This window comes from Spirosoma endbachense, assembly GCF_010233585.1.
In the GTDB taxonomy this organism is placed as follows: Bacteria; Bacteroidota; Bacteroidia; order Cytophagales; family Spirosomataceae; genus Spirosoma; species Spirosoma endbachense.
This window is the reverse complement of sequence record NZ_CP045997.1, coordinates 3784039-3802877: the sequence shown is the minus strand read 5'-3', so window position 1 is coordinate 3802877 and position 18839 is coordinate 3784039. Positions and strand designations below refer to the sequence as shown.

25 protein-coding genes are annotated in these 18839 nt (G+C 49.0%); 12 read left to right on the top strand and 13 right to left on the bottom strand.

Annotated features, from left to right (window positions below):
• The 6 genes from GJR95_RS15260 to GJR95_RS15235 form a co-directional block, all read right to left on the bottom strand.
• The gene (locus GJR95_RS15260) at positions 1 to 1755 is read right to left on the bottom strand and encodes a terminase large subunit (RefSeq protein ID WP_162386691.1); all 1755 of its coding nucleotides are present in this window, start codon (positions 1753 to 1755) and stop codon (positions 1 to 3) included.
• 31 nt (positions 1756 to 1786) lie between these two features.
• Positions 1787 to 2287 carry a P27 family phage terminase small subunit gene (locus GJR95_RS15255; protein WP_162386690.1) on the bottom strand — a complete coding sequence of 167 codons (501 nt, stop codon included), beginning with the start codon at positions 2285 to 2287 and terminating at the stop codon, positions 1787 to 1789.
• Positions 2288 to 2293: 6 nt separating this feature from the next.
• Positions 2294 to 2440: a hypothetical protein gene (locus tag GJR95_RS15250; RefSeq protein WP_162386689.1), complete on the bottom strand. Its 147-nt coding sequence runs from the start codon at positions 2438 to 2440 to the stop codon at positions 2294 to 2296.
• Positions 2441 to 2452: 12 nt separating this feature from the next.
• Positions 2453 to 3205, bottom strand: coding sequence for a hypothetical protein (locus GJR95_RS15245; protein WP_162386688.1), 753 nt, complete (start codon positions 3203 to 3205; stop codon positions 2453 to 2455).
• A gap of 132 nt (positions 3206 to 3337) precedes the next feature.
• Positions 3338 to 3688, bottom strand: a complete 351-nt coding sequence (locus GJR95_RS15240) for a hypothetical protein (protein ID WP_162386687.1) — start codon at positions 3686 to 3688, stop codon at positions 3338 to 3340.
• Positions 3681 to 3998: an HNH endonuclease gene (locus GJR95_RS15235; protein ID WP_162386686.1), complete on the bottom strand. Its 318-nt coding sequence runs from the start codon at positions 3996 to 3998 to the stop codon at positions 3681 to 3683. The genes GJR95_RS15240 and GJR95_RS15235 overlap by 8 nt, the downstream gene beginning before the upstream one ends.
• A gap of 163 nt (positions 3999 to 4161) precedes the next feature.
• On the opposite strand from GJR95_RS15235, the gene GJR95_RS15230 reads away from it, so the two are divergent.
• Positions 4162 to 5004 carry a hypothetical protein gene (locus tag GJR95_RS15230; RefSeq protein WP_162386685.1) on the top strand — a complete coding sequence of 281 codons (843 nt, stop codon included), beginning with the start codon at positions 4162 to 4164 and terminating at the stop codon, positions 5002 to 5004.
• A gap of 18 nt (positions 5005 to 5022) precedes the next feature.
• On the opposite strand, the gene GJR95_RS15225 is transcribed toward GJR95_RS15230, so the two are convergent.
• The 7 genes from GJR95_RS15225 to GJR95_RS15195 all read right to left on the bottom strand — a co-directional run bounded on the left by GJR95_RS15225 (position 5023) and on the right by GJR95_RS15195 (position 7937).
• Positions 5023 to 5514 carry a hypothetical protein gene (locus tag GJR95_RS15225; RefSeq protein ID WP_162386684.1) on the bottom strand — a complete coding sequence of 164 codons (492 nt, stop codon included), beginning with the start codon at positions 5512 to 5514 and terminating at the stop codon, positions 5023 to 5025.
• Between the two features lie 270 nt (positions 5515 to 5784).
• Positions 5785 to 5979 carry a hypothetical protein gene (locus GJR95_RS15220; protein WP_162386683.1) on the bottom strand — a complete coding sequence of 65 codons (195 nt, stop codon included), beginning with the start codon at positions 5977 to 5979 and terminating at the stop codon, positions 5785 to 5787.
• A 340-nt stretch (positions 5980 to 6319) separates the two neighbouring features.
• Positions 6320 to 6628 (bottom strand): hypothetical protein, encoded by a 309-nt coding sequence (locus tag GJR95_RS15215; protein WP_162386682.1) that lies wholly within the window; start codon positions 6626 to 6628, stop codon positions 6320 to 6322.
• A 6-nt stretch (positions 6629 to 6634) separates the two neighbouring features.
• A complete protein-coding gene (locus tag GJR95_RS15210) occupies positions 6635 to 6850 on the bottom strand; it encodes a hypothetical protein (RefSeq protein WP_162386681.1) in 216 nt (71 codons plus the stop codon).
• Complete coding sequence (locus tag GJR95_RS15205) at positions 6847 to 7134, bottom strand: hypothetical protein (RefSeq protein ID WP_162386680.1); 288 nt, start codon at positions 7132 to 7134, stop codon at positions 6847 to 6849. The genes GJR95_RS15210 and GJR95_RS15205 overlap by 4 nt, the downstream gene beginning before the upstream one ends.
• Positions 7135 to 7136: 2 nt before the next feature.
• Positions 7137 to 7430, bottom strand: coding sequence for a hypothetical protein (locus tag GJR95_RS15200; RefSeq protein ID WP_162386679.1), 294 nt, complete (start codon positions 7428 to 7430; stop codon positions 7137 to 7139).
• Between the two features lie 9 nt (positions 7431 to 7439).
• A complete protein-coding gene (locus GJR95_RS15195) occupies positions 7440 to 7937 on the bottom strand; it encodes a Rad52/Rad22 family DNA repair protein (protein WP_162386678.1) in 498 nt (165 codons plus the stop codon).
• A 140-nt stretch (positions 7938 to 8077) separates the two neighbouring features.
• Here GJR95_RS15195 and GJR95_RS15190 point away from each other — a divergent pair, with 140 nt between their 5' ends.
• From GJR95_RS15190 to GJR95_RS15140, 11 genes are all read left to right on the top strand, one after another.
• A complete protein-coding gene (locus GJR95_RS15190; RefSeq protein ID WP_162386677.1) occupies positions 8078 to 8431 on the top strand; it encodes a hypothetical protein in 354 nt (117 codons plus the stop codon).
• Between the two features lie 89 nt (positions 8432 to 8520).
• Positions 8521 to 9561, top strand: a complete 1041-nt coding sequence (gene pseB, locus GJR95_RS15185; RefSeq protein WP_162386676.1) for a UDP-N-acetylglucosamine 4,6-dehydratase (inverting) — start codon at positions 8521 to 8523, stop codon at positions 9559 to 9561.
• Positions 9562 to 9634: 73 nt separating this feature from the next.
• A complete protein-coding gene (gene pseC / locus GJR95_RS15180; protein ID WP_162386675.1) occupies positions 9635 to 10810 on the top strand; it encodes a UDP-4-amino-4,6-dideoxy-N-acetyl-beta-L-altrosamine transaminase in 1176 nt (391 codons plus the stop codon).
• Positions 10807 to 11502 (top strand): pseudaminic acid cytidylyltransferase, encoded by a 696-nt coding sequence (gene pseF, locus GJR95_RS15175; RefSeq protein WP_162386674.1) that lies wholly within the window; start codon positions 10807 to 10809, stop codon positions 11500 to 11502. Before pseC ends, pseF begins: the two co-directional genes overlap by 4 nt.
• A gap of 29 nt (positions 11503 to 11531) precedes the next feature.
• Complete coding sequence (pseG, locus tag GJR95_RS15170; RefSeq protein ID WP_162386673.1) at positions 11532 to 12563, top strand: UDP-2,4-diacetamido-2,4,6-trideoxy-beta-L-altropyranose hydrolase; 1032 nt, start codon at positions 11532 to 11534, stop codon at positions 12561 to 12563.
• Between the two features lie 30 nt (positions 12564 to 12593).
• Positions 12594 to 13070: a GNAT family N-acetyltransferase gene (locus tag GJR95_RS15165; protein ID WP_162386672.1), complete on the top strand. Its 477-nt coding sequence runs from the start codon at positions 12594 to 12596 to the stop codon at positions 13068 to 13070.
• 73 nt (positions 13071 to 13143) lie between these two features.
• Positions 13144 to 14211, top strand: a complete 1068-nt coding sequence (pseI, locus tag GJR95_RS15160) for a pseudaminic acid synthase (RefSeq protein ID WP_162386671.1) — start codon at positions 13144 to 13146, stop codon at positions 14209 to 14211.
• An 80-nt stretch (positions 14212 to 14291) separates the two neighbouring features.
• Positions 14292 to 15791 (top strand): lipopolysaccharide biosynthesis protein, encoded by a 1500-nt coding sequence (locus GJR95_RS15155; protein WP_162386670.1) that lies wholly within the window; start codon positions 14292 to 14294, stop codon positions 15789 to 15791.
• Between the two features lie 24 nt (positions 15792 to 15815).
• On the top strand, positions 15816 to 16661 hold the full coding sequence (locus GJR95_RS15150) for a class I SAM-dependent methyltransferase (RefSeq protein WP_162386669.1): 846 nt from the start codon (positions 15816 to 15818) through the stop codon (positions 16659 to 16661).
• Between the two features lie 6 nt (positions 16662 to 16667).
• Positions 16668 to 17474, top strand: coding sequence for an FkbM family methyltransferase (locus GJR95_RS15145; RefSeq protein WP_162386668.1), 807 nt, complete (start codon positions 16668 to 16670; stop codon positions 17472 to 17474).
• Positions 17471 to 18763 carry a glycosyltransferase family 4 protein gene (locus GJR95_RS15140; protein ID WP_162386667.1) on the top strand — a complete coding sequence of 431 codons (1293 nt, stop codon included), beginning with the start codon at positions 17471 to 17473 and terminating at the stop codon, positions 18761 to 18763. Before GJR95_RS15145 ends, GJR95_RS15140 begins: the two co-directional genes overlap by 4 nt.
• Positions 18764 to 18839: the final 76 nt, after the last annotated feature.

Genomic DNA, 18839 nt, shown 5'->3' with positions numbered 1-18839 from the left:
TTATAATTCTAAAAATCCTCTGGAATCATAGATATTGCTCGTTTGCTCGTTGCGATCCATCATCCAGGCAGCTTTGGCCATGATGCCCGACACAATGCCATCCACCTTATCAGGAGCTCGCTTGGGATCTTTCGTGATTTTGATGTTGCCGTTGGTGTCCGTAATCGGGATGGCATTGCGCATCATCCATTGGGCAATCGGATTCATGCCGTGGTTAAAACGCTCCTGCAACACCAGATCCCGGAACGCTTTGGTGGGTTCAGCGAACATGGGCATCGTCTGGGGGAATTCCAGTGCCGGCACACCTCCTTTTTCCTGGATAGTCAAGGCTGTCGAGGTCGCGTTATAGCGGTCATAGGCCATACCCTGAATGTCATAGAGCGGCTTTAACGGTAAAACCATTTCCTCAATCTGTCGCGGATCGATCACGTTGCCCTCCAGAACAGTGATGTGCCCGGCTTTCTGCCAATCGCGCAAATTGTGCAGCCCATCAGCGATGCGTTTGTCAAATTTGAAGTCAGGTATCCAGAACCACCAAAGCATATAGTGAATACCGGGCACTTTCAGAGGGGACCGCAGATAGAGCAGCTTTTCTTTCTGCTCTTCCGTCAGTTCTTCATCGTACTGAGCCCAGTCATCGGGCGGGAAATACAGCGAATAAGCGCAAAAATCGTTGGTAGCCCCCATATCCAGCCCTGCCCAAGCCTGCCGACCCTCCAGCATGGCCGGATCAAACTTGCTGCCCGACTTGATCCAGATGGAATCAGGAATGAACACCTGAGGCGCATCGCACCACCAGTTTAAATTCAGGGTTTTGAAGCTGACAATACCCTCTTCCCCTTTCAGATACTGTGCATCGCGTTCTTCGACAAGGGTTTCCAGTTTGATAATGCCCCCCTCACAGAGCATCGGGTTAGACTTGATCCAGGTTTCTGGTTTTTCAATCTCATCTTCCGAATCCTGGGAGTAAATCACCACAAAGAATGAATCATTGTGGACTGAACCCTCCAGAATCGGGATATACACTTTAAATTCAGCTTGAAAGCATGGCCATTCCTTATGGGAGCCCCGCGTGGTCACAATGCTCATGATCGGCTCATCCTTCTTGATCAGACCCGAGGTGAGTTTGTTGAGCATTTTATCATCTTCAAACTCGTGATACTCGTCGATGACCGCGTAACTCGGCCGGGTACCGTCGGCTGTTTTTGGATTCGAGGTCAGAAAGCCGAATTTGGCGTTACTGGTCGGGTTAAAAATGCGCTCAGCGGACGAGCTGAGGTACTCCTGGAGATCAGGTGACGAGTTGAGCATCAACACGGCATCGTCGAAGGCGATTTTGGCCTGTGCTTCTTTCGTCGCTGATACGTAGGCTTCGGCATTGGTTAGCCCTTCGATCGTCAGGTGATAGAGAATTTGCAGGGATTCGAGGGGAGTTTTGCCCCCACCTCGTGCGCAACTCTTATACTTCCGGCGAAACCGACGTAAACCGTTTTCCCGCTTCCAGCCGTAGAAAACGTAGAGTTCCCAGACCTGAAACGGAAAGAGGTGTAGTGGTTTTTCGGGACCAATGTTGACGCAATCGGTGAACTCAAGCATGCGCTGGCCCGCATCATGATCGAAATAGATACCTCGCTTGTGGCCATTGGCCAGATCGTCGCGCTGCCGTTTGATGGCCAGCTTCAGCAAACGCCCAGCAGTCAACCGGCCCGAGAGAATATCTTCTTCGTACTGCCAGGCAATCTCATTATACTCCATGTTACGGTAGGGAAACTAAACTACTTCAGCATTATTTACGACTCATCAGTTGGGCCATCTTGGACTTAGGCTTATCGGGAACTTTGGGAGACAATTTCAATACGGTAGCAGGATCCAGGCAGAGCATTTTCATGGTCTGCTGGGCTTTGGCAAAAGCCGAATCGGCCAGTTGCACGTATTTGGAGAGTGCCTCCCCCTTCACATTGCCTTCTTCATCCTGAAATTGTGTAACCCACTCTTCCGCTTCGGCCATTTCCCGGAAACGAAAAGCGTCAGACAGATAAAGGCAATACAACTCAATCCAGTCGAGCATAATAGGTCTCAACATACCTAGGTTAAACAATTCCTCGCAAACAAACCGCCATTGGTATTGGGCGCGAAGATTGTTGTCAAACTGAGCGGGCGGATCAGGAATTTCGGCCAGCAAGCTAACCGGCTGCCTTCCGGACTGAACCGCTTGTGTGCGATCCTGCCGGAAGGTGCCTGCCAGTTGCTTTTGCTCATCGGATTTAGCGGGTCTGCCTGCTGCCATTACTTATCAGAAAGGAACATCCTTATTAGCCCCTTCGCCTTTCCCTAGTGGTTTGTACTTGGGAGTACGTCCTGATGCGGCCGATCCGCCCTGTGCTTTCAACTGCGCCCTGTTTTTATTGATGGATTTGTAGGAACCACTTCCACTGGCCATAGCTATACGTTGTTAATTGGTTGCTGTCACTGCGCCCCAAAGCTTTTTGTGCCGTAGGGGCTGAATGGAGAGTTTGTCCTCTTTGGTCAACGGCTCGCTGTTTTTAAATTTCTCAATAAGGGGTGGTAGTGCATCCTGATTGATCACCGAGAACTTATCAACAATTCGGCGATGAACGGTCATGTCACACTGATAAAGCGCTTCCGACTCCTGCACCATAAAGTGTTCAATATTGGCCGATGAGCGCAGATTGGCGGAACCATGAATGACAACGTGCTTACCACCATCGGTTTTGAACAGGCAGATTTTGCCATGATAGCCAGCAACCGCCAGTTGGAACCGGCCGTTATCCAGCCGTTGAAACAAGTAGGGAATCACCCCGTACAACTCGTGGGAAAATAGGTAGGCTGAGATAATCAACTCCAACCGATCAAGGTAGCCACCTTCCATCAAATTACGTAAACTGTCGACATTCTCGAGCGACATTCCCAAGGTGCCGATACTGAGCAAGTCGGTATGAATGTTGTTTTCAACAAACAGCGCTTCGATGAAATCGCCAAAGATGAAACTACCATCCAACCAGTGTCGCTGGCAGCAATTTTGGGTAATCGTCGTAGCCAGTGCCAACTGCCGGGCTTTCTCATAAAACAGGAATTTGTCCGGTATTTCGTGACAAACGACAGGTTCGAGGTAGCGCGACTCCGTTTCGATCAATTGATTCAAATAGCGTTGCGGCAACCGAGTCGGTCGCTGTTTTTGAATCACTCGTTTTGAAGGCTTTACAGTCATAAGTCACTAAGAAATGGCTATCGGTACAAGGGTAATTTCCTGAAATATTGACGCGCGCTTTTTTCGGGGTAAGCAGCGGTCGCAAGACGCATGATATTTTTAACATTTTTAGTGCCCCTCCCTCTTACTGGTTTCAGCCTGCTCTTGACCTTCTGGCTGTACTAGTCCGGCCTGTATATGTGCAAGTGCTTCTTCTTTCGAATCATACACGTTCACCAACATCGTTAGGGTAAGTCGGGTCGGTACTTTGCCCCGTGCAGCATCAAGCGGCTGTTCAAGCGTCGTGTCAATGATTCGAGGAACAACCTGACCCTGTTGATCGAGTACAATGATGACCCCTTGTTGGAGATAGACGCTGTATGCCTCTTTGATATGTCGCGTCTTAAGGTGGCTTGTTTCTTCTTGTAGCATACTGCTTTCCTGCTTACGGTAGGTTTGACTCAATAATTGGTCATGCATGCTTCTGCTGATGACGCTCCCTGGCCGACTTCTTCTGATGACACTTCAGGCATAAGCTCTGGTGGTTCTCCGGATCCCAGGGTTCACCGTCCTGGTTGATGGGCACGATGTGGTCGGTCACGGTGGCCAGTGTTTGCTTGCCAATCGCGGCACACCGGATGCAGAAAGGATGGTTCCGCAAATGATTTTTAGAGGTCTTCTTCCAACGGGAAGAGCCATAGATGTCCCGGTTAGCCTCCGTGCGGCCCTGATGTGACGCTTCGGTCTGAACCCCGGCTTTGGGGAATTTAACTTTATGAACGGTGGGCATCGACAGATTTGATTACTTGTTTCAAAAATATAGATTTTATCTATAATATGAGCCTGTTGGATCAATTTTATCGATATTGGAAAAGTGTATCCGTAAACTAAAGTGATTCGTCAGGTAGGAAAATAAATAATACCTTACCTACTCATCATGAAGCAGTTAGGTCATGGTTTGTTTAGGAGGTAAAGACACAGAGAGCACGAAAGAGCAGTGGGGATATCAAACCGCACAGCAGCGTGCCTATGATTTATTCAGGACTTCGTTTTTGAGCCGTTTCCCAGGGGGCGAGGTCTTAAAAGAGCTTGAATATCGCAACACAGGATATCCAAGTAAGCCGGGTCTACATAAAGTGCTGATTGCCCTGGAGGATTTTCGACGCTGGTCCAAAAACAATGACTATCGAAAACCAGACGGATTAGGTATTAGCGCAGACGGATCGGTGGGCGAGTTGCTGGAGGTAACCACAGTTGGAAATCGATCATCTGCGGAGAAACAGTCCATTCATAAGCTGGATCATTTAACGCATACGGTCAACCGGATTCATGATTTGTCAACCTACTGGACATCAACTCGCTGGCAGCCTACCGGAGCTGAGTTATTTTATCCATTGCCTCCAAAGTCTAATGAGCTTGTTCGTTATGTCTGCTATCATCCGACGTTCCGCGATCATGCCCTTCAAGGTATAATTCTTTATGAAGTGCATGCTATAAAGAAAGGGGATACAAAACGCCTACCCATCGTGCCCGTTGCCATCCCTGAGGCTGTCCAGGAGAAAATGAAAAAATCCTATAAGCAGGGGGAGATTAAAGAACAAACCACGGCTATCTGGGCAAAGCAGTTCGGCAGCGAACATCCAGTACTGCTACAGGCCCTTCGAGGATTAATTTTAGTAGCAGGCATTGCGGCTGCCATTGCATTAGTGGTGGCAATAATTTCTCCAATTCCGGGTGATGAAGTGCTGGCTGCACAAGCGGCCGCTTCGCTGATTGCCCTTGCTCAGAACCTGTAATGAATTGAATTAGCTCTCTTAAAGCCTAGACACAGGCATAAGGGCAATCTTGAATTGAGTGGCTCCCATCACGCTTTTAATACTCGTTGAGTCGAACAAATAGACCACTTTACCATCTGTATAACCTGATGAATAGAAGCTCGCTCTACTTTTTAAAGAAGAGAGTAGTTGGTAAGACTTCTGAGCATAGGATTGGATGGCTAAAAAAGTAGTGCGGTCATACGTAGTAAACCCAATAGTCCGTTGACGATGGTCATCTTGAAGTAATTCGGGTAGGGTCACTTCGGGCATCTCTGCGCCATAGCCAACCATTTTTCGACATCGCTGATAGACAAGGGAGTGATCCGATTTAAGCATCGGGAGCGAAAAGCCTTCCGCTACAATACGAGTAGAGCGGTTGGAGGCTTTAAAAACCTGTTTGAGCCGAACCAAGCTCATTGGCTGGCAGTCCTGTGCAGCGGCACTAGAAGCAGTCAGCAAGGCAAGTTGAAAGAAAAAGGCTCGTAGCATGATAGTAGCGTATAAGTAGCATTGGTTAGGAATATAAAATCTCCATTAAGTTAAAAGGCTGGAAGCTAGTTCTTTATCTCTTAGCAACCTAGACTCACCAGTTGTGAGCTCTCTGACAGGAATTGGTGAAGTACGAAATTTAGAGCCGTCCAACCTTTGTATAGTTTCCAGACTCGTTTTTTAAACTACAATGGCTGAAGTTAAATTAAAAAAAAGATAAAAAATACCCGATTCATCCTAAAATCGGGTATTTTTTATCTTCACCATTTATTAGGCGATTAAACCAGTGCTTTGGGCTGCATTAACCAGTTGTTGTAGCAGATCGAATTGTTGCTGTTGCTGCTGCTGTGCTGCCGGTAAATGGAAGTTTTTACCCGTAAATAGGTATAGAGCCATATCGAACTCGCGAACCTGCTGTTCGAGATCGTTGGCGGTGGGTGGGGGTAGTTGGGTTGCTTTGCGCATAATGAATGTCTGTGCAAAGATAAACGAGTATAGCTGCAGGAAACGACGTTCGTGCACATACAAAAACGCCCGGTCTCAAAGTGAACCGGGCGTTTTGATTAATCTACTTAAAATATACTCTTAGTTCATTTAGACGTACGACTTGTCATAAGTAGACAAAAACGCCCGGCATCAAGTGACGCCGGGCGTTCCGGTTCTATCCACACCATATTTAAACGAGCGTCAACCGAACCGGGAGCTTCGTCTAAATAGTATCTTTAGTCCAGTAAAGATGGGTACAATTTTGGCTGATTTTCAGGTTATTACCTATAACAATACGGACTAAAATATCTGAAACTGGCTAGCCTTCTACGTACTCTCCAGAATCCAACAGGACCGCATAGGTATCTTTAGCCTCTTTCTCAGTAGCAAACTTTTTAACGTATCGCCAGCCGCCGGCTCCGTTCTTGGTTTGTTGTTTGATCACCCATTCGGATCCCGCATAACCAGGCTGCAACCGGATCAGGGATTGATTCTTAGCGGCAGCTGCATCCAACTTATCGCGAACACGTTCATAGTCAGCCACTGGCCGATCTATCGATTTTAACGTTTCCTGCACCTCAACGACATCATAAAAGATGTGCAGTTGATTAGGGTCGTTGTTCTTCATAAGGTGTTAGAAGAGTTGAAGTTGATCAGTTTGCACAGGGAGCCGGTTTCCGTCTTTATCGTAGTAGTTCGAGTGGATATCTAAATAATCCAGCCAGTACTGTTGTTGGGTCTTCTGATCATTGCAGTCAGCCCACAGGCAGAACACCTGCCATACTTCTGGTACCATTCCATCCGGACAGGAACGCTGTGAGTAGGGTAAGGAGAAGTTATCAGTTTTCATAGTGTGACAATCTTCATACTGACCCATAGCTGACGTTTCTCTAACCCGTCAAGTACAATCTTCCAGGCTTCAAGCTCCGTTCGGGTTGCGTTAAGAAGATCTAGTGCGTGAAGGTAGACCGGCCTCCGGTTGCTGACTATGCCATCCGTGTCAGGAGGGTAGGTGAGGGTGTAATAGTCCCGATTCCTTACACGACCATCAAACAACCATGTTTGTACTTCCCAGTCGGTTGGCAAATAGATGATCGTTCCTGACGGGAGGGCGTCGAGCTCAGCTGTCGTCATGTCTATTCCTTTCTGGCTATTCCGGTGATTACAATCGGAAACCCTCCTTTCGAACCGGGAGTGTACAGATTTTGCATTTTCTCGCTGGAAAGCGTGTAGTAGGGCTTACACATGACCCGTTGCCCAATTTTATAGCTGCAACCTGCGGGTACTTTGATACGAGCCGGTATCTGGGCAGGAACATCAACGTAGCCCAGCAGAACCGCGCTAACAAGCGGCCTTTTATTCTGAATATTAGAGATTGTGAGTTGGCAGAAAATAGCCGACAGGATAAATAAAATAACTGCTCGTTTCATGGTGTGGGGTTATTTGGAGGTTGGTTTGGCGTGTTCAGGCTTCAATACGACGACATCACGAACGGAGCCGCCAGCATTAATCTTTTCGACCATCTTGTCAAGCAATGGGAATGCCCAATCAGGGATGTACTTATCCGTCGTTTGAATCAGGACCTTGGGGAAGTCATACAGCGCTCGGCCTAGTCCAAATTGGACTGCTGCTCGCTTCATGGCATCGCTGATCCCTCCCTTCACCGGCTCGACGCTGGTACGGCTGGCACCGTCGGTCTTTCTGACAATTTCACCACCTTCCAGTACGGCTGTAATCGTACACAGAAACCCGCCTTCGATTTCCTTGATTTCGTTCTGCCAGCCCGCCCAGCCAAACTGATCGTCGAATCGCTGCATCACACAACGGTTGGTTATATACGGCACTACTACGATTTTCTGACCGTCTTTGGTCTGGCTCTGAACCCGCCATTCAATTTCCTGTATGGTGAGGGGGGCGGTTAAAATAGTAAGGTCCATAATTGGTATGGAGTTAGATTTGATTACGGATCAAAAGTATAGACTACTACACTAGTTTCAAAACATAAAGAGTAATATTTTACATTTATTTTTATCTGATTAGTGTAGCATGCTATATTTGATCCGATTTTAAAGCGACTATGAATATACTGGCAGAGCGTTTGACCAAAGCCTTTGATGCACTGGGCTTATCGGCGCATAAGTTTGCAGCTAAACATGGGACTGAACGGGTCAACCGAAAGTCGGTGTTTAACCTGGTGGATGAGGATACCCGGCCGAGCTTTGATCAGGTCGTCAAAGTGTGCGAACTGGAGCCGACCATTAGTGCCGAATACCTACTGCGCGGCATTGGCAATCCCATCAAGCCCGATTATGCCATTGACAATACGGACCCCTGTGCCGACTTGATTGATCACATTCAAAAGCAGATTCAGGACAACACCAGCCTGCTTGCAAATCGAGCCACTCCGATTTCACCTGATCCCAAAGAATAGCCCTACCTTTGCGGGCAGGTTCAAGTGGTTTTTCGTAAACCTTACAGCACCGTTACAGTAGAAAAATCACAAAATACAGTTAACTATCTATGGGTCAAGATAATAACGATCAATTTGTTGATCTCACAAACAAATCGATTCTGATTACAGGGGGCACTGGCTCTTTCGGCAAGAAGTTCATTGAGATGGTCTACCAGCGTTATCCGAATATTAAACGTCTGGTGGTGTACTCCCGCGATGAGCTGAAACAGTTTGAGATGTCGCAGTATTATCCGAATTCAACATATAAGTCCATTCGCTTTTTCATTGGCGATGTGCGCGATAGTGAGCGCCTGAAGCGGGCCTGCGAGGGAATCGATATCATCATTCACGCAGCCGCACTCAAGCAGGTACCTGCCGCTGAATACAACCCCATGGAATGCATTAAGACCAATGTTTTTGGGGCGGAGAATGTCATCAATGCAGCTCTGGACAATGGTGTGAAGCGTGTTGTTGCTCTGTCGACGGATAAAGCAGCTGCGCCCATCAACTTGTACGGGGCAACCAAACTGTGTTCCGACAAACTGTTTGTGGCAGCCAACAACATGAAAGGTAGCCGTGACCTGCGATTCTCGGTTGTTCGCTACGGTAACGTTATCGGATCACGGGGGTCGGTCGTTCCGTTCTTTCTGGAAAAACGAAAAGATGGTGTGTTACCCATCACACACCCTGACATGACCCGCTTCAATATCTCGCTGGAAGAAGGCGTAGAGATGGTTCTGTATGCATTGGAGCATGCCTGGGGCGGAGAGATTTTTGTTCCTAAGATTCCATCGTACCGCATTACCGATGTAGCCACAGCCATCGGTCCAGATTGTGAGCAGAAGTTAGTGGGTATCCGGCCCGGCGAGAAGCTTCACGAGGAAATGATTACTGAAACCGATTCGCTCAACACGGTCGAGACGGATAAATATTACGTTATTACGCCCTCAACGCCGACCTGGAGTATGGACGACTACATGAAGGCATTTGATGGTCGGCAGGTGGAAATGGGTTTCAAATACAACTCGGGCACGAATACCGAATGGCTCAACGTCGATCAGTTACGGGATCAGATTCGTGAGCATGTCGATCCAAATTTCAGTGTATAATGAACCGTGAAGCATGTGGAATCAGGTTTTGCCATGCAACGCTCATAATACATGCTTTATCCATTTATCCAGAATGAATCACCCCATTCCATACGGTCGCCAGCATATAACGGACGAGGATATTGCTGCCGTTGCCGACGTATTGCGCGGCCCGTTTCTGACGCAGGGCCCTCATATCGGCGCCTTCGAAACAGCCTTTGCCAACTACATCGGTAGCCAGTATGCCGTTGCCATCGCCAATGGCACAGCCGCGCTGCACCTCTGCTGCATGGCACTTGGGGTCACTACGGGAACGCGGGTGATTACTACTCCCATTACCTTTTCGGCATCGGCCAACTGTGTGCGTTACTGTGGTGGCGAGGTCTATTTTGCGGATATTGATCCGGAAACGGCTCTGCTCGATATAAATGCGGTGCGGGCTTTGCTCGAACAGCATCCTGAAGGGTACTTTTCGGGAATCATTCCAGTCGATTTTGCGGGTTATCCGGTCGATATGGCTGCTTTCCGTGATCTGGCTGATGACTATGGTTTATGGCTTCTGGAAGATGCCTGCCACGCACCAGGCGGGTCGTTTACGGATCAGCGTGGAACCATCCGTCGCTGTGGCGATGGTTCGCTGGCCGACCTGGCCATTTTCAGTTTCCACCCCGTCAAGCACATTGCGGCTGGCGAAGGAGGCATGATAACAACCAATGACGAAGCCTTGTATAAGCACCTGCTCCGGCTCCGCACGCATGGCATTACCAACAAACCAGCTGAATGGACAGAACCATATATCGGCGAGCCCGAGCGCGGTGGCTGGTATATGGAGTTGCAGGAATTAGGCTACAATTACCGCCTTACCGATATGCAGGCCGCTTTGGGAACCAGCCAGCTACAGCGAGTTGATGCCATGTTCGCTCGTCGGCAGGAGATCGCGAAACGATATGACGAAGCGTTCTCTAACTCCCATGTTTCAATTATTATTCCACCAAATGGCGTAAGCCATGCGTATCACTTATACGTCATCCAGGTCGATGATCGAAAGGAGTTATACGATTTTCTGCGAACGAAAAATATCATGGCCCAAGTACATTACATACCGGTGCACCTGATGCCCTATTACCGGCAATTTGGCTGGAAACCAGGCGATTTTCCGAATGCAGAACGATATTATGCCCGTTGCTTAAGTCTCCCGATGTTCCCGACATTAACAGCTGATGAGCAGGAGTATGTCATTGCATCGGTGAAGGAATTTGTAGGCGCATGAGCAATATAGCCATCATCCCGGCGCGGGGCGGCAGCAAACGCATTCCCCGCAAAAACATCCGGCCTTTTCTGGGTAAACCCATCCTTGCTTATGTGATCGATGCGGCTCTACGATCGGGTCTGTTCAGCGAGGTAATGGTGTCTACGGATGATGAAGAAATTGCCGGAATTGCCCGGACCTATGGCGCTTCTGTACCGTTTATGCGTCAGGCGGAAACGGCAAATGACTTCGCTACCACTGCCGATGTGTTGGGTGAGGTACTGAATCAATATGCACAGAAAGGGTCAACTTATGATTATGCGTGCTGTCTATATCCTACCGCACCATTTATAACACCAACTCTGCTTCAGCGGGCGTTTTCAACCCTTACTAATAAACAGTTCGATACCGTTTACCCGATTCAGCGATTTGGCTTTCCAATTCAGCGGGCGGTGCTGCTGAACGACGAAAAAGTACAATGGTTTCAACCGGAACATGCCCTAACCCGGTCGCAGGACCTGGAACCGGCCTACCACGATGCAGGTCAGTTTTACTTTTTCAACACAAAAACGTTTGAGCAGACTCTTCGCCTGATCACAAACCATTCGGGCGGTATTATCGTCCCGGAGATGGAGGCTCATGATATCGACACGGAAGAAGACTGGCAGGTTGCCGAGTTCAAATTTAAACTACGGCTGATGCAGGATGTATAATGCATCCAATTTTGCCTAGCAAATAGCTGATGAAACGACTGCTTTTTCGCGCCGACGGCAACGCACAAATTGGGCTGGGACATGTGATGCGTTGTCTGGCCCTGATCGACATGCTAAAAGGTGAATTTCTGATGCGATTCGCCATTGTCGAGCCAACCCCGGATGTTCGTTCATTGATCGGGAAAGCAGAGGCCGAAGTAATCAGCTTGCCCGCTTCATCATCGCTACCAGCATTTCTGGAAGTTGTTGAGCCGCAGGATGTTGTTGTGCTGGACGGTTATTCGTTCGACGAAGTATTTCAGCAAACTGTACGCTCGCGGGCGAAACGGCTGGTTTACATTGACGATCTGGCAGCAGGGCAGCAAGTGGCCGATGTTGTCATTAATCATGCCGGTGGCATTGTGCCCAATGATTATGAGGCTGAATCCTATACCCAGTTTTATCTGGGGCCACATTACGCCCTTCTTCGCCCCGAATTTCTTCGGCCAGAAGGCTTCGGCGAAGCTCCCCAGGCCGGCCCCATCTTCGTTAGTTTGGGTGGTGCCGATCCTCAGAATATATCGCTAACTGTACTGGAAGCCATTCGACAGGTTGATGCATCGCTACCTGTTCATATCGTTTTAGGGCCATTTCATCCCAACCGACCATCGATTGAGGCTTTCCATACTCAATTACCTGAGCTGACAATTCTACAAAACCTGAGCGCCAGTCAGATGGCTCAGGAACTGTATCAATGCAGTCTGGCGATTACGGCCTGTAGTACGATTTCCTATGAAGTCTGTGCCATTAATCGGCCATTGATTGCCGTCGTTACTGCCGACAATCAGGCGCGGCTGGCGCAATTTCTTTCGGAAGAGAAACTGGCCTTGTCGGTCAACTTTCCTACCTTGCTGACCCGGTTAACACCCGTTCTTGGTCTGGATCAACTAGTGAAGCTATCCATACAATCGTTTCAGTTCTCGCCCGACAGCGTAACAGAGTCGCTGGCCAATCAGCGTCGCTTTTTCGATGGTCGTTCGCCCGAACGGTTTCGAGAGTTGTTTCATCAGTTGACACGTTAACAGGGCAACCCGTTTGTCAGCATTACGCCTATGCTTACCTGCCGAAAAGCTAAACCTGCCGATGCCCGGCTTTATTTCGACTGGGCCAATGATCCAGAAACTCGTCGTCAGTCGTTCAATACAACGCCCATTACACTGGAGACGCACACGACCTGGTTTTCACGCAAACTAGTCAGTCCCGACGCGTTGCTCCTGGTATTCGAGAATGAAACGAGTCAGGCCGTTGGCCAGGTGCGATTCGAGCGAATTCCCATAGCCGATATGCCCGACGAGATTATTGTTGGCGTATCGGTCGATGTCCGATTCAGAGGTCAGGGATTCGCCAGCCAGATCATCAGCCAGGGGTGCCAAAGCTGTAAAAAACAGTGGGGAGCCATAACCATTCACGCCTATATCCGACCTGATAATCAGGGCTCCATTCGTTCGTTTACCAAAGCAGGGTTCAAATTCTCGCATGAAAGCGGTAAATTTGGTGTTCCAAGTTTCGTTTATAGTAAGGCCGTATAAGCCCGAACCGCTTTCAATGAACTAAAAACGGGTTTTCGGGAGCTATTAAACGATTCATACGGTTTCAACAACTATGACAGCAAATCAACCGATTCAGGTTGCCCATTATACCATTAGCCCAACGCATCGACCGTTTGTTATTGCCGAGATGTCGGGAAATCATAATCAGTCGCTCGACCGGGCGCTCGAAATCGTTGATGCTGTGGCCGATTCCGGCGCTCATGCGCTCAAGCTACAGACCTACACACCCGACACGATCACGTTCAATGGCGCATCCGAAGAGTTTTACATCCGGGATGCCAAGTCGCTTTGGGCCGATAAAAATCTGTATAAACTCTACGCCGAGGCTTATACGCCCTGGGAATGGCACAAACCGATTTTCGACCATGCGAAGAAACGGGGCATGATTGCCTTTAGCTCGCCATTCGACACAAGTGCTGTGGACTTTTTAGAATCGCTCGATGTCCCGTTGTACAAGATTGCGTCGTTTGAGAACACAGACCATATCCTGCTGAAAAAGATTGCCCAGACCGGAAAACCGGTTATCATGAGTACTGGGGTTGCTTCTGTGGCAGACCTCGATGAGTCGGTAAAGGTATTACGCGCTAACGGCTGTAAAGACCTGATTCTGCTTAAATGTACGAGCACCTACCCGGCGACACCAGAAACAACAAACCTGCTCACGATTCCGCACATGCGCCAATTGTTTGATGTTCCGGTTGGTCTTTCGGATCACACCATGGGCATTGGGGCAGCGGTGGCAGCGGTGGCTCTGGGAGCGGTTGTACTCGAAAAACACGTTACGCTACGGCGGGCCGACGGTGGTGTCGATTCTGCGTTTTCGCTTGAACCCGACGAACTGAAAAGTTTAGTCATCGAAACGGAGCGGGCATTTCTGGCAATGGGCCAGGTCAGTTACACCTTAACCCCTAAAGAGCAGAAAAGCCTGCAATTCAAGCGCTCGCTCTATGTTGTGAAGGACGTAAAAGCTGGCGAGCCGTTTACGCCCGAAAACGTGCGTAGTATCCGTCCGGCAAACGGCTTGCATACGCGCTACTACGACGATGTCCTTGGTAGAACTGCCCCCACCGACATTGCCGCCGGAACGGCGTTGCAGTGGAATTTAGTTATGAATGACTGAGTGATTGACTGATTGAATAGGCGATTATAGAATCCACTTATTCAATTAGTCAATCACTTAGCCATTCAATCATTGACCAAATGGGTATAATTAAACGACAGACCATTCAGAGTTCAATTTACTCCTATGCTGGGGTAGGGGTCGGCTTTCTGACACAGGGTCTATTTTTTCTGTATCTCTTCAGTAAAGAACAGGTAGGCTTGCTGTCATTGCTTGTTTCGGTGTCGCTCGTTCTGGCCCAGGCATCTAATCTGGGGTTAAATAGTGCTGGTGGCCGGTACTTTCCGTATTTCCGCAATATAGATCGGCAACATAACGGCTATCTACTCATCGCGACCCTGACAACCATCTTTGGCTGCTGCCTGTGTGCGCTGGTTTTATGGCTGGCTCGCCCGTGGGTAATTGAGCAATATCAGACTCAGTCAGCGCTGTTTGTCGATTATTACTATCTGCTCATTCCACTGATGCTGTTTACGGTTTTTTTTGCCGTATTTGACAATTACGCCCGACTCCTGTATGACCCCGTTACAGGCACCCTGCTCCAGCAATTAGTACAGCGCGTGCTTATTTTGCTGGCGGGCATTCTCTACTGGTTCGGCTGGGTTACGTTTCCGCAGTTTCTGGGCGTTTGGCTACTGGCCTTTCTAATACCCATGATCCTGATGATTTATAGCGTAGCTCAGGATGAGTCGCTCTTCCTCAACCGCCGTTTCATCGCCGTCGGTCCCGAACTGCGAAACAATCTGATTCGCTACTCAGCCCTCACCCTAACCACTGCGTTATCGACCCAGATTATCTGGACCATCGATAAAGCCATGCTCAGTACCAGTAAAGGGCTCGACGATACGGGTGTATACAGTACAGCTTCCTACTTTGCCAGTGTGATTGCCTTACCCGCCACGGCACTCTACAAAGTATCGGGCACGCTCATTGCCGAATCGTGGAAGGCTAACGATATGGATAATATCATGACTATCTATCGCAAAAGCTGCCTCAATCAACTCATTGCGGGCTGTCTTGTTTTTGTGGGCGTAGCGGTCAATTTGCCCACTGTTTTTGCCGTACTACCAGCCGGTTACGAAGCGGGTTATTATGTGATCTTATGGCTGGGTTTGAGCAAACTGATCGATATGGCGACCGGAGTTAACGGTGTAATTTTGGGCACATCCCGGTATTATGCCTACGATTCTGTCTTTTTCGTATTGCTGATTTTCGTTACTATCCTGGCCAATAAGCTGCTAATTCCACAATACGGGATGAATGGAGCAGCTGTAGGTGCGGTGCTGGCCACATTCTTGTATAATTTTGCCCGGACAGTGCTGGTTGGGATCAAGTTTGGCCTTCAGCCATTCACCTGGCGTAACCTGGCAGTTATTGCGCTAGCTGCCCTAGTCTGGTTTCTGGTTGAACTGGTACCACATGCTACGGGCTCATGGTTGCTATTAGGCATCGATGTTGTATTACGTTCGTCGGCCATTACGGCGCTGTTTCTGGCAGGCGTTTATGTGTTCAATCTATCACCCGATGCCAGCGAATTAATGAATTCCGTTTGGCAACGCATCAAAAAATTAAACGCTTAACAAAGCATACCCTCCCGTTATACCATGCGGAAACTCCTTATCCAACTATTCGGCCTCGATCTCCTGTATAAAGTTCGTAAGTCTCCCGTCGTTAACTTTTTGCCCCGAATCAGACAGGCCAGCCGAAGTTATAATTACCGGTACAGACAAATTTTGCGCTGGAGCGTAACCTCACGAGAGGATACCAACTTCACCTACGAATTAACGGAGGATAACATTCTGTATCTGGCACATACTGTGGCCGTGGTGGCTAATGTTAAACCAGAAACCGTGTTAACCTATATTCGGGAAGCCCAGACCGATGATGTGCTCCGTCAGTATATCCTGGAAAAAACCAAAACCTCGTCCTATCGTCGGGTGGCCGACCTGCGCGTCGAATTTGGTCGGCGGCTGGGTTGGTATGCGCTCGTACGGATTCGCAAACCCGGTGTCGTGATCGAAACGGGTGTCGATAAAGGGTTAGGGGCCGTTTTGCTTTGCTCGGCACTGCTCCGTAATCGCGCCGAAGGTAAACCGGGTCGTTATTATGGCACCGACATTGCACCCAAAGCGGGTTATCTGCTCGATGGTCAGTATCGGGAAGTGGGGCAAGTGCTTTATGGTGACTCACTTACCAGCCTGAAAGCCTTCAGTGACCCCATTGATCTGTTTATCAACGACAGCGATCATTCGTCGCAGTATGAACACGATGAATACCGGGTTGTATTACCAAAACTGAGTCCAACCGGAATTCTTTTAAGCGACAATGCCCACGAAACGGGCGTACTGGCGCGGTTGTCGCTTGAGGTAGGGCGGAGGTTCGTTTATTATCAGGAGGTTCCAAAAGAACACTGGTATCCTGGAGCTGGCATTGGTTTTTCGTATTCCTAGGCATTTATGTGGTTTTTTCGCTATCTCTTCACGAACCTGTACAGAGCGGTCCAGACGTCCAATGGACGCCATCTGTTGTGGCTATTTTTTCGGTATGCCGGTCGGCCGCGCCACCAGAGCGGTACGATTCCGTTTCTGCGTTACCGTTTTCAGGTGCCGGATGCGCTTTCATTTGTGTGGCAGTTTAAAGAGATTTTTGCCGACGAATCGTACCGTTTTCAGACAGATTCGGCCGAGCCAGTCATTCTGGATTGCGGGGCTAACATTGGCTCAAGTCTGGCTTATTTCCGGCAGAATTACCCCAAATCCAGGATTGTTGCTTTTGAAGCCGATCCCGACATTGGTGCCGTTCTCAACCAGAACTTAACGTCTAATCGGATCGAAGGCATTGAGGTTGTCAATAAGGCAGTTTGGATCAATGAAGGGGGCATCGATTTCGGGAGTGGCGAAGCTGATTCGGCCTCGCTATTCTCAGAAACCAATCGTCGGCGGGTGCCATCGGTTCGTCTGCGGGATTATCTGCTGCGTGAACTCCATGTCGATATGTTAAAAATTGATATTGAAGGAGCCGAGACCGATGTTCTGATCGACTGCCGTGATGCGCTGGCCCACGTTCGCAATCTGTTCATCGAATATCATGCCTACATCGGGCATCCACAAACCCTCGGAACGGTTGTGCAGATTCTGGAAGAAAATGGATTCCGCTATTATATAGACAGCAACCAATCGCGTGTTCGACCGTTCATTAACCACCGTTACCGCGGCAATGATGTGATGGATCTGCAACTAAATATTTTCGCTTACCGCCCGTGAGAGTTACGCACCTGAGCACCTACCATCTTTTTGGCGGAGCAGCCGTAGCTGCCAACCGGTTGCATCAGGCTTTGTTGAAAGCTGGGCAGTTCGGCGGATCGGTCGAAAGCACGCTACTGGTTGGCACGTCGAACCGTCAGGAAAAACACCGCCCAGCGCCGGGCGTTATGTATCTGGCCAATAATTTCCTGGCCGAACAAACCGCTTTCGGTCGATTTGTGGCCGAACGATTGTATTTTCTGCCCTACGAACGCGACCATTCGGTTCGGTTTCAGTTCTCACCAGCCGCATTTGGCGCTACTCTGGACTTCCATCAGGCTATTCAGCAAGCGGATATTTTGCATCTGCACTGGATCAACTTTGGCTTTCTGTCTCTTGATGGCTTGCGTGCGCTGATCGATCTGGGCAAACCCATAGTCTGGACGCTTCATGACCAGTGGGCGTTTACGGGTGGGTGCCATTACTCCCGTGGCTGCGATCATTTTCTGACGCAGTGTCGGCAATGCCCGTATCTTAAAAAACCGGGCGAGCACGATCTGTCGTACAAAATCTTCGAGAAGAAAAAAGAAGTATTCGCCGATGCCAACATCCATTTTACGCCCCCAAGCCGGTGGTTATCGGATGACGGAATCCGCAGTAAGCTGCTACGATCCTTCCCGTTCACGATCATTCCATACGCAATCGATCAGGAGATCTTTCGGCCTATTGACCGTTCCGTAGCCAATGCCCAGATTGAGATTCCAGATACTGACAAACCCCGGCTCTTATTCGGCAGCGCCAATGTAACGGATTCACGCAAAGGCTTTCGGTATTTCGCGGAAGCTCTTACCCTGCTGCATCAGCAACACCCCGATCTGGAACTCGAAGTGCTGATCTTTGGGAAAGGCCGTTCCTATCTGTTCACCGAGCTGCCTTTTACAGTACGGCACCTCGGTATTCTGACGACTGAAGACGATATTGTTGCGGCTTATAACGCAGCTGATGCGATGGTTGTACCCTCGCTGGAAGACAACCTGCCTAATACTGTTATTGAGGCTTTATCCTGCGGAACGCCCGTTGTTGGCTTTCGGACAGGTGGCATTCCCGAAATGATCGACCACCAGCAGAACGGCTATCTGGCAGAAATCGAGTCGGTACAACAGCTGGCAGACGGTATGGCCTTTGTTCTGACCCATCAACACCCGGAAATGTTACGCGAGGCTGCCCGTCAGTCGGCCGAATTACGCTTTTCCGAAGACGTAGTCGCCAGACAGCATATTGAGTTATATAGCCAATTAATGAGTGAATGAGTGAAAGAGCGAATGAGTGTAAGAACGACAAATCTCATTCACTCTTTCACTCATTCACTCTTTCGTTCATTCACTC

Coding starts and splice junctions, on each gene's coding strand:
- GJR95_RS15195 (WP_162386678.1), bottom strand. CDS start 7,937: ATGGACCTTACTATTTTAACCGCCCCCCTCACCATACAGGAAATTGAA.
- GJR95_RS15145 (WP_162386668.1), top strand. CDS start 16,668: ATGTGGTTTTTTCGCTATCTCTTCACGAACCTGTACAGAGCGGTCCAG.
- GJR95_RS15240 (WP_162386687.1), bottom strand. CDS start 3,688: ATGCATGACCAATTATTGAGTCAAACCTACCGTAAGCAGGAAAGCAGT.
- GJR95_RS15220 (WP_162386683.1), bottom strand. CDS start 5,979: ATGCGCAAAGCAACCCAACTACCCCCACCCACCGCCAACGATCTCGAA.
- GJR95_RS15200 (WP_162386679.1), bottom strand. CDS start 7,430: ATGAAACGAGCAGTTATTTTATTTATCCTGTCGGCTATTTTCTGCCAA.
- GJR95_RS15250 (WP_162386689.1), bottom strand. CDS start 2,440: ATGGCCAGTGGAAGTGGTTCCTACAAATCCATCAATAAAAACAGGGCG.
- GJR95_RS15215 (WP_162386682.1), bottom strand. CDS start 6,628: ATGAAGAACAACGACCCTAATCAACTGCACATCTTTTATGATGTCGTT.
- GJR95_RS15260 (WP_162386691.1), bottom strand. CDS start 1,755: ATGGAGTATAATGAGATTGCCTGGCAGTACGAAGAAGATATTCTCTCG.
- pseF (WP_162386674.1), top strand. CDS start 10,807: ATGAGCAATATAGCCATCATCCCGGCGCGGGGCGGCAGCAAACGCATT.
- GJR95_RS15205 (WP_162386680.1), bottom strand. CDS start 7,134: ATGACGACAGCTGAGCTCGACGCCCTCCCGTCAGGAACGATCATCTAT.
- GJR95_RS15255 (WP_162386690.1), bottom strand. CDS start 2,287: ATGGCAGCAGGCAGACCCGCTAAATCCGATGAGCAAAAGCAACTGGCA.
- GJR95_RS15190 (WP_162386677.1), top strand. CDS start 8,078: ATGAATATACTGGCAGAGCGTTTGACCAAAGCCTTTGATGCACTGGGC.
- pseI (WP_162386671.1), top strand. CDS start 13,144: ATGACAGCAAATCAACCGATTCAGGTTGCCCATTATACCATTAGCCCA.
- GJR95_RS15210 (WP_162386681.1), bottom strand. CDS start 6,850: ATGAAAACTGATAACTTCTCCTTACCCTACTCACAGCGTTCCTGTCCG.
- GJR95_RS15165 (WP_162386672.1), top strand. CDS start 12,594: ATGCTTACCTGCCGAAAAGCTAAACCTGCCGATGCCCGGCTTTATTTC.
- GJR95_RS15225 (WP_162386684.1), bottom strand. CDS start 5,514: ATGCTACGAGCCTTTTTCTTTCAACTTGCCTTGCTGACTGCTTCTAGT.
- GJR95_RS15150 (WP_162386669.1), top strand. CDS start 15,816: ATGCGGAAACTCCTTATCCAACTATTCGGCCTCGATCTCCTGTATAAA.
- pseC (WP_162386675.1), top strand. CDS start 9,635: ATGAATCACCCCATTCCATACGGTCGCCAGCATATAACGGACGAGGAT.
- pseG (WP_162386673.1), top strand. CDS start 11,532: ATGAAACGACTGCTTTTTCGCGCCGACGGCAACGCACAAATTGGGCTG.
- GJR95_RS15155 (WP_162386670.1), top strand. CDS start 14,292: ATGGGTATAATTAAACGACAGACCATTCAGAGTTCAATTTACTCCTAT.
- pseB (WP_162386676.1), top strand. CDS start 8,521: ATGGGTCAAGATAATAACGATCAATTTGTTGATCTCACAAACAAATCG.
- GJR95_RS15235 (WP_162386686.1), bottom strand. CDS start 3,998: ATGCCCACCGTTCATAAAGTTAAATTCCCCAAAGCCGGGGTTCAGACC.
- GJR95_RS15230 (WP_162386685.1), top strand. CDS start 4,162: ATGGTTTGTTTAGGAGGTAAAGACACAGAGAGCACGAAAGAGCAGTGG.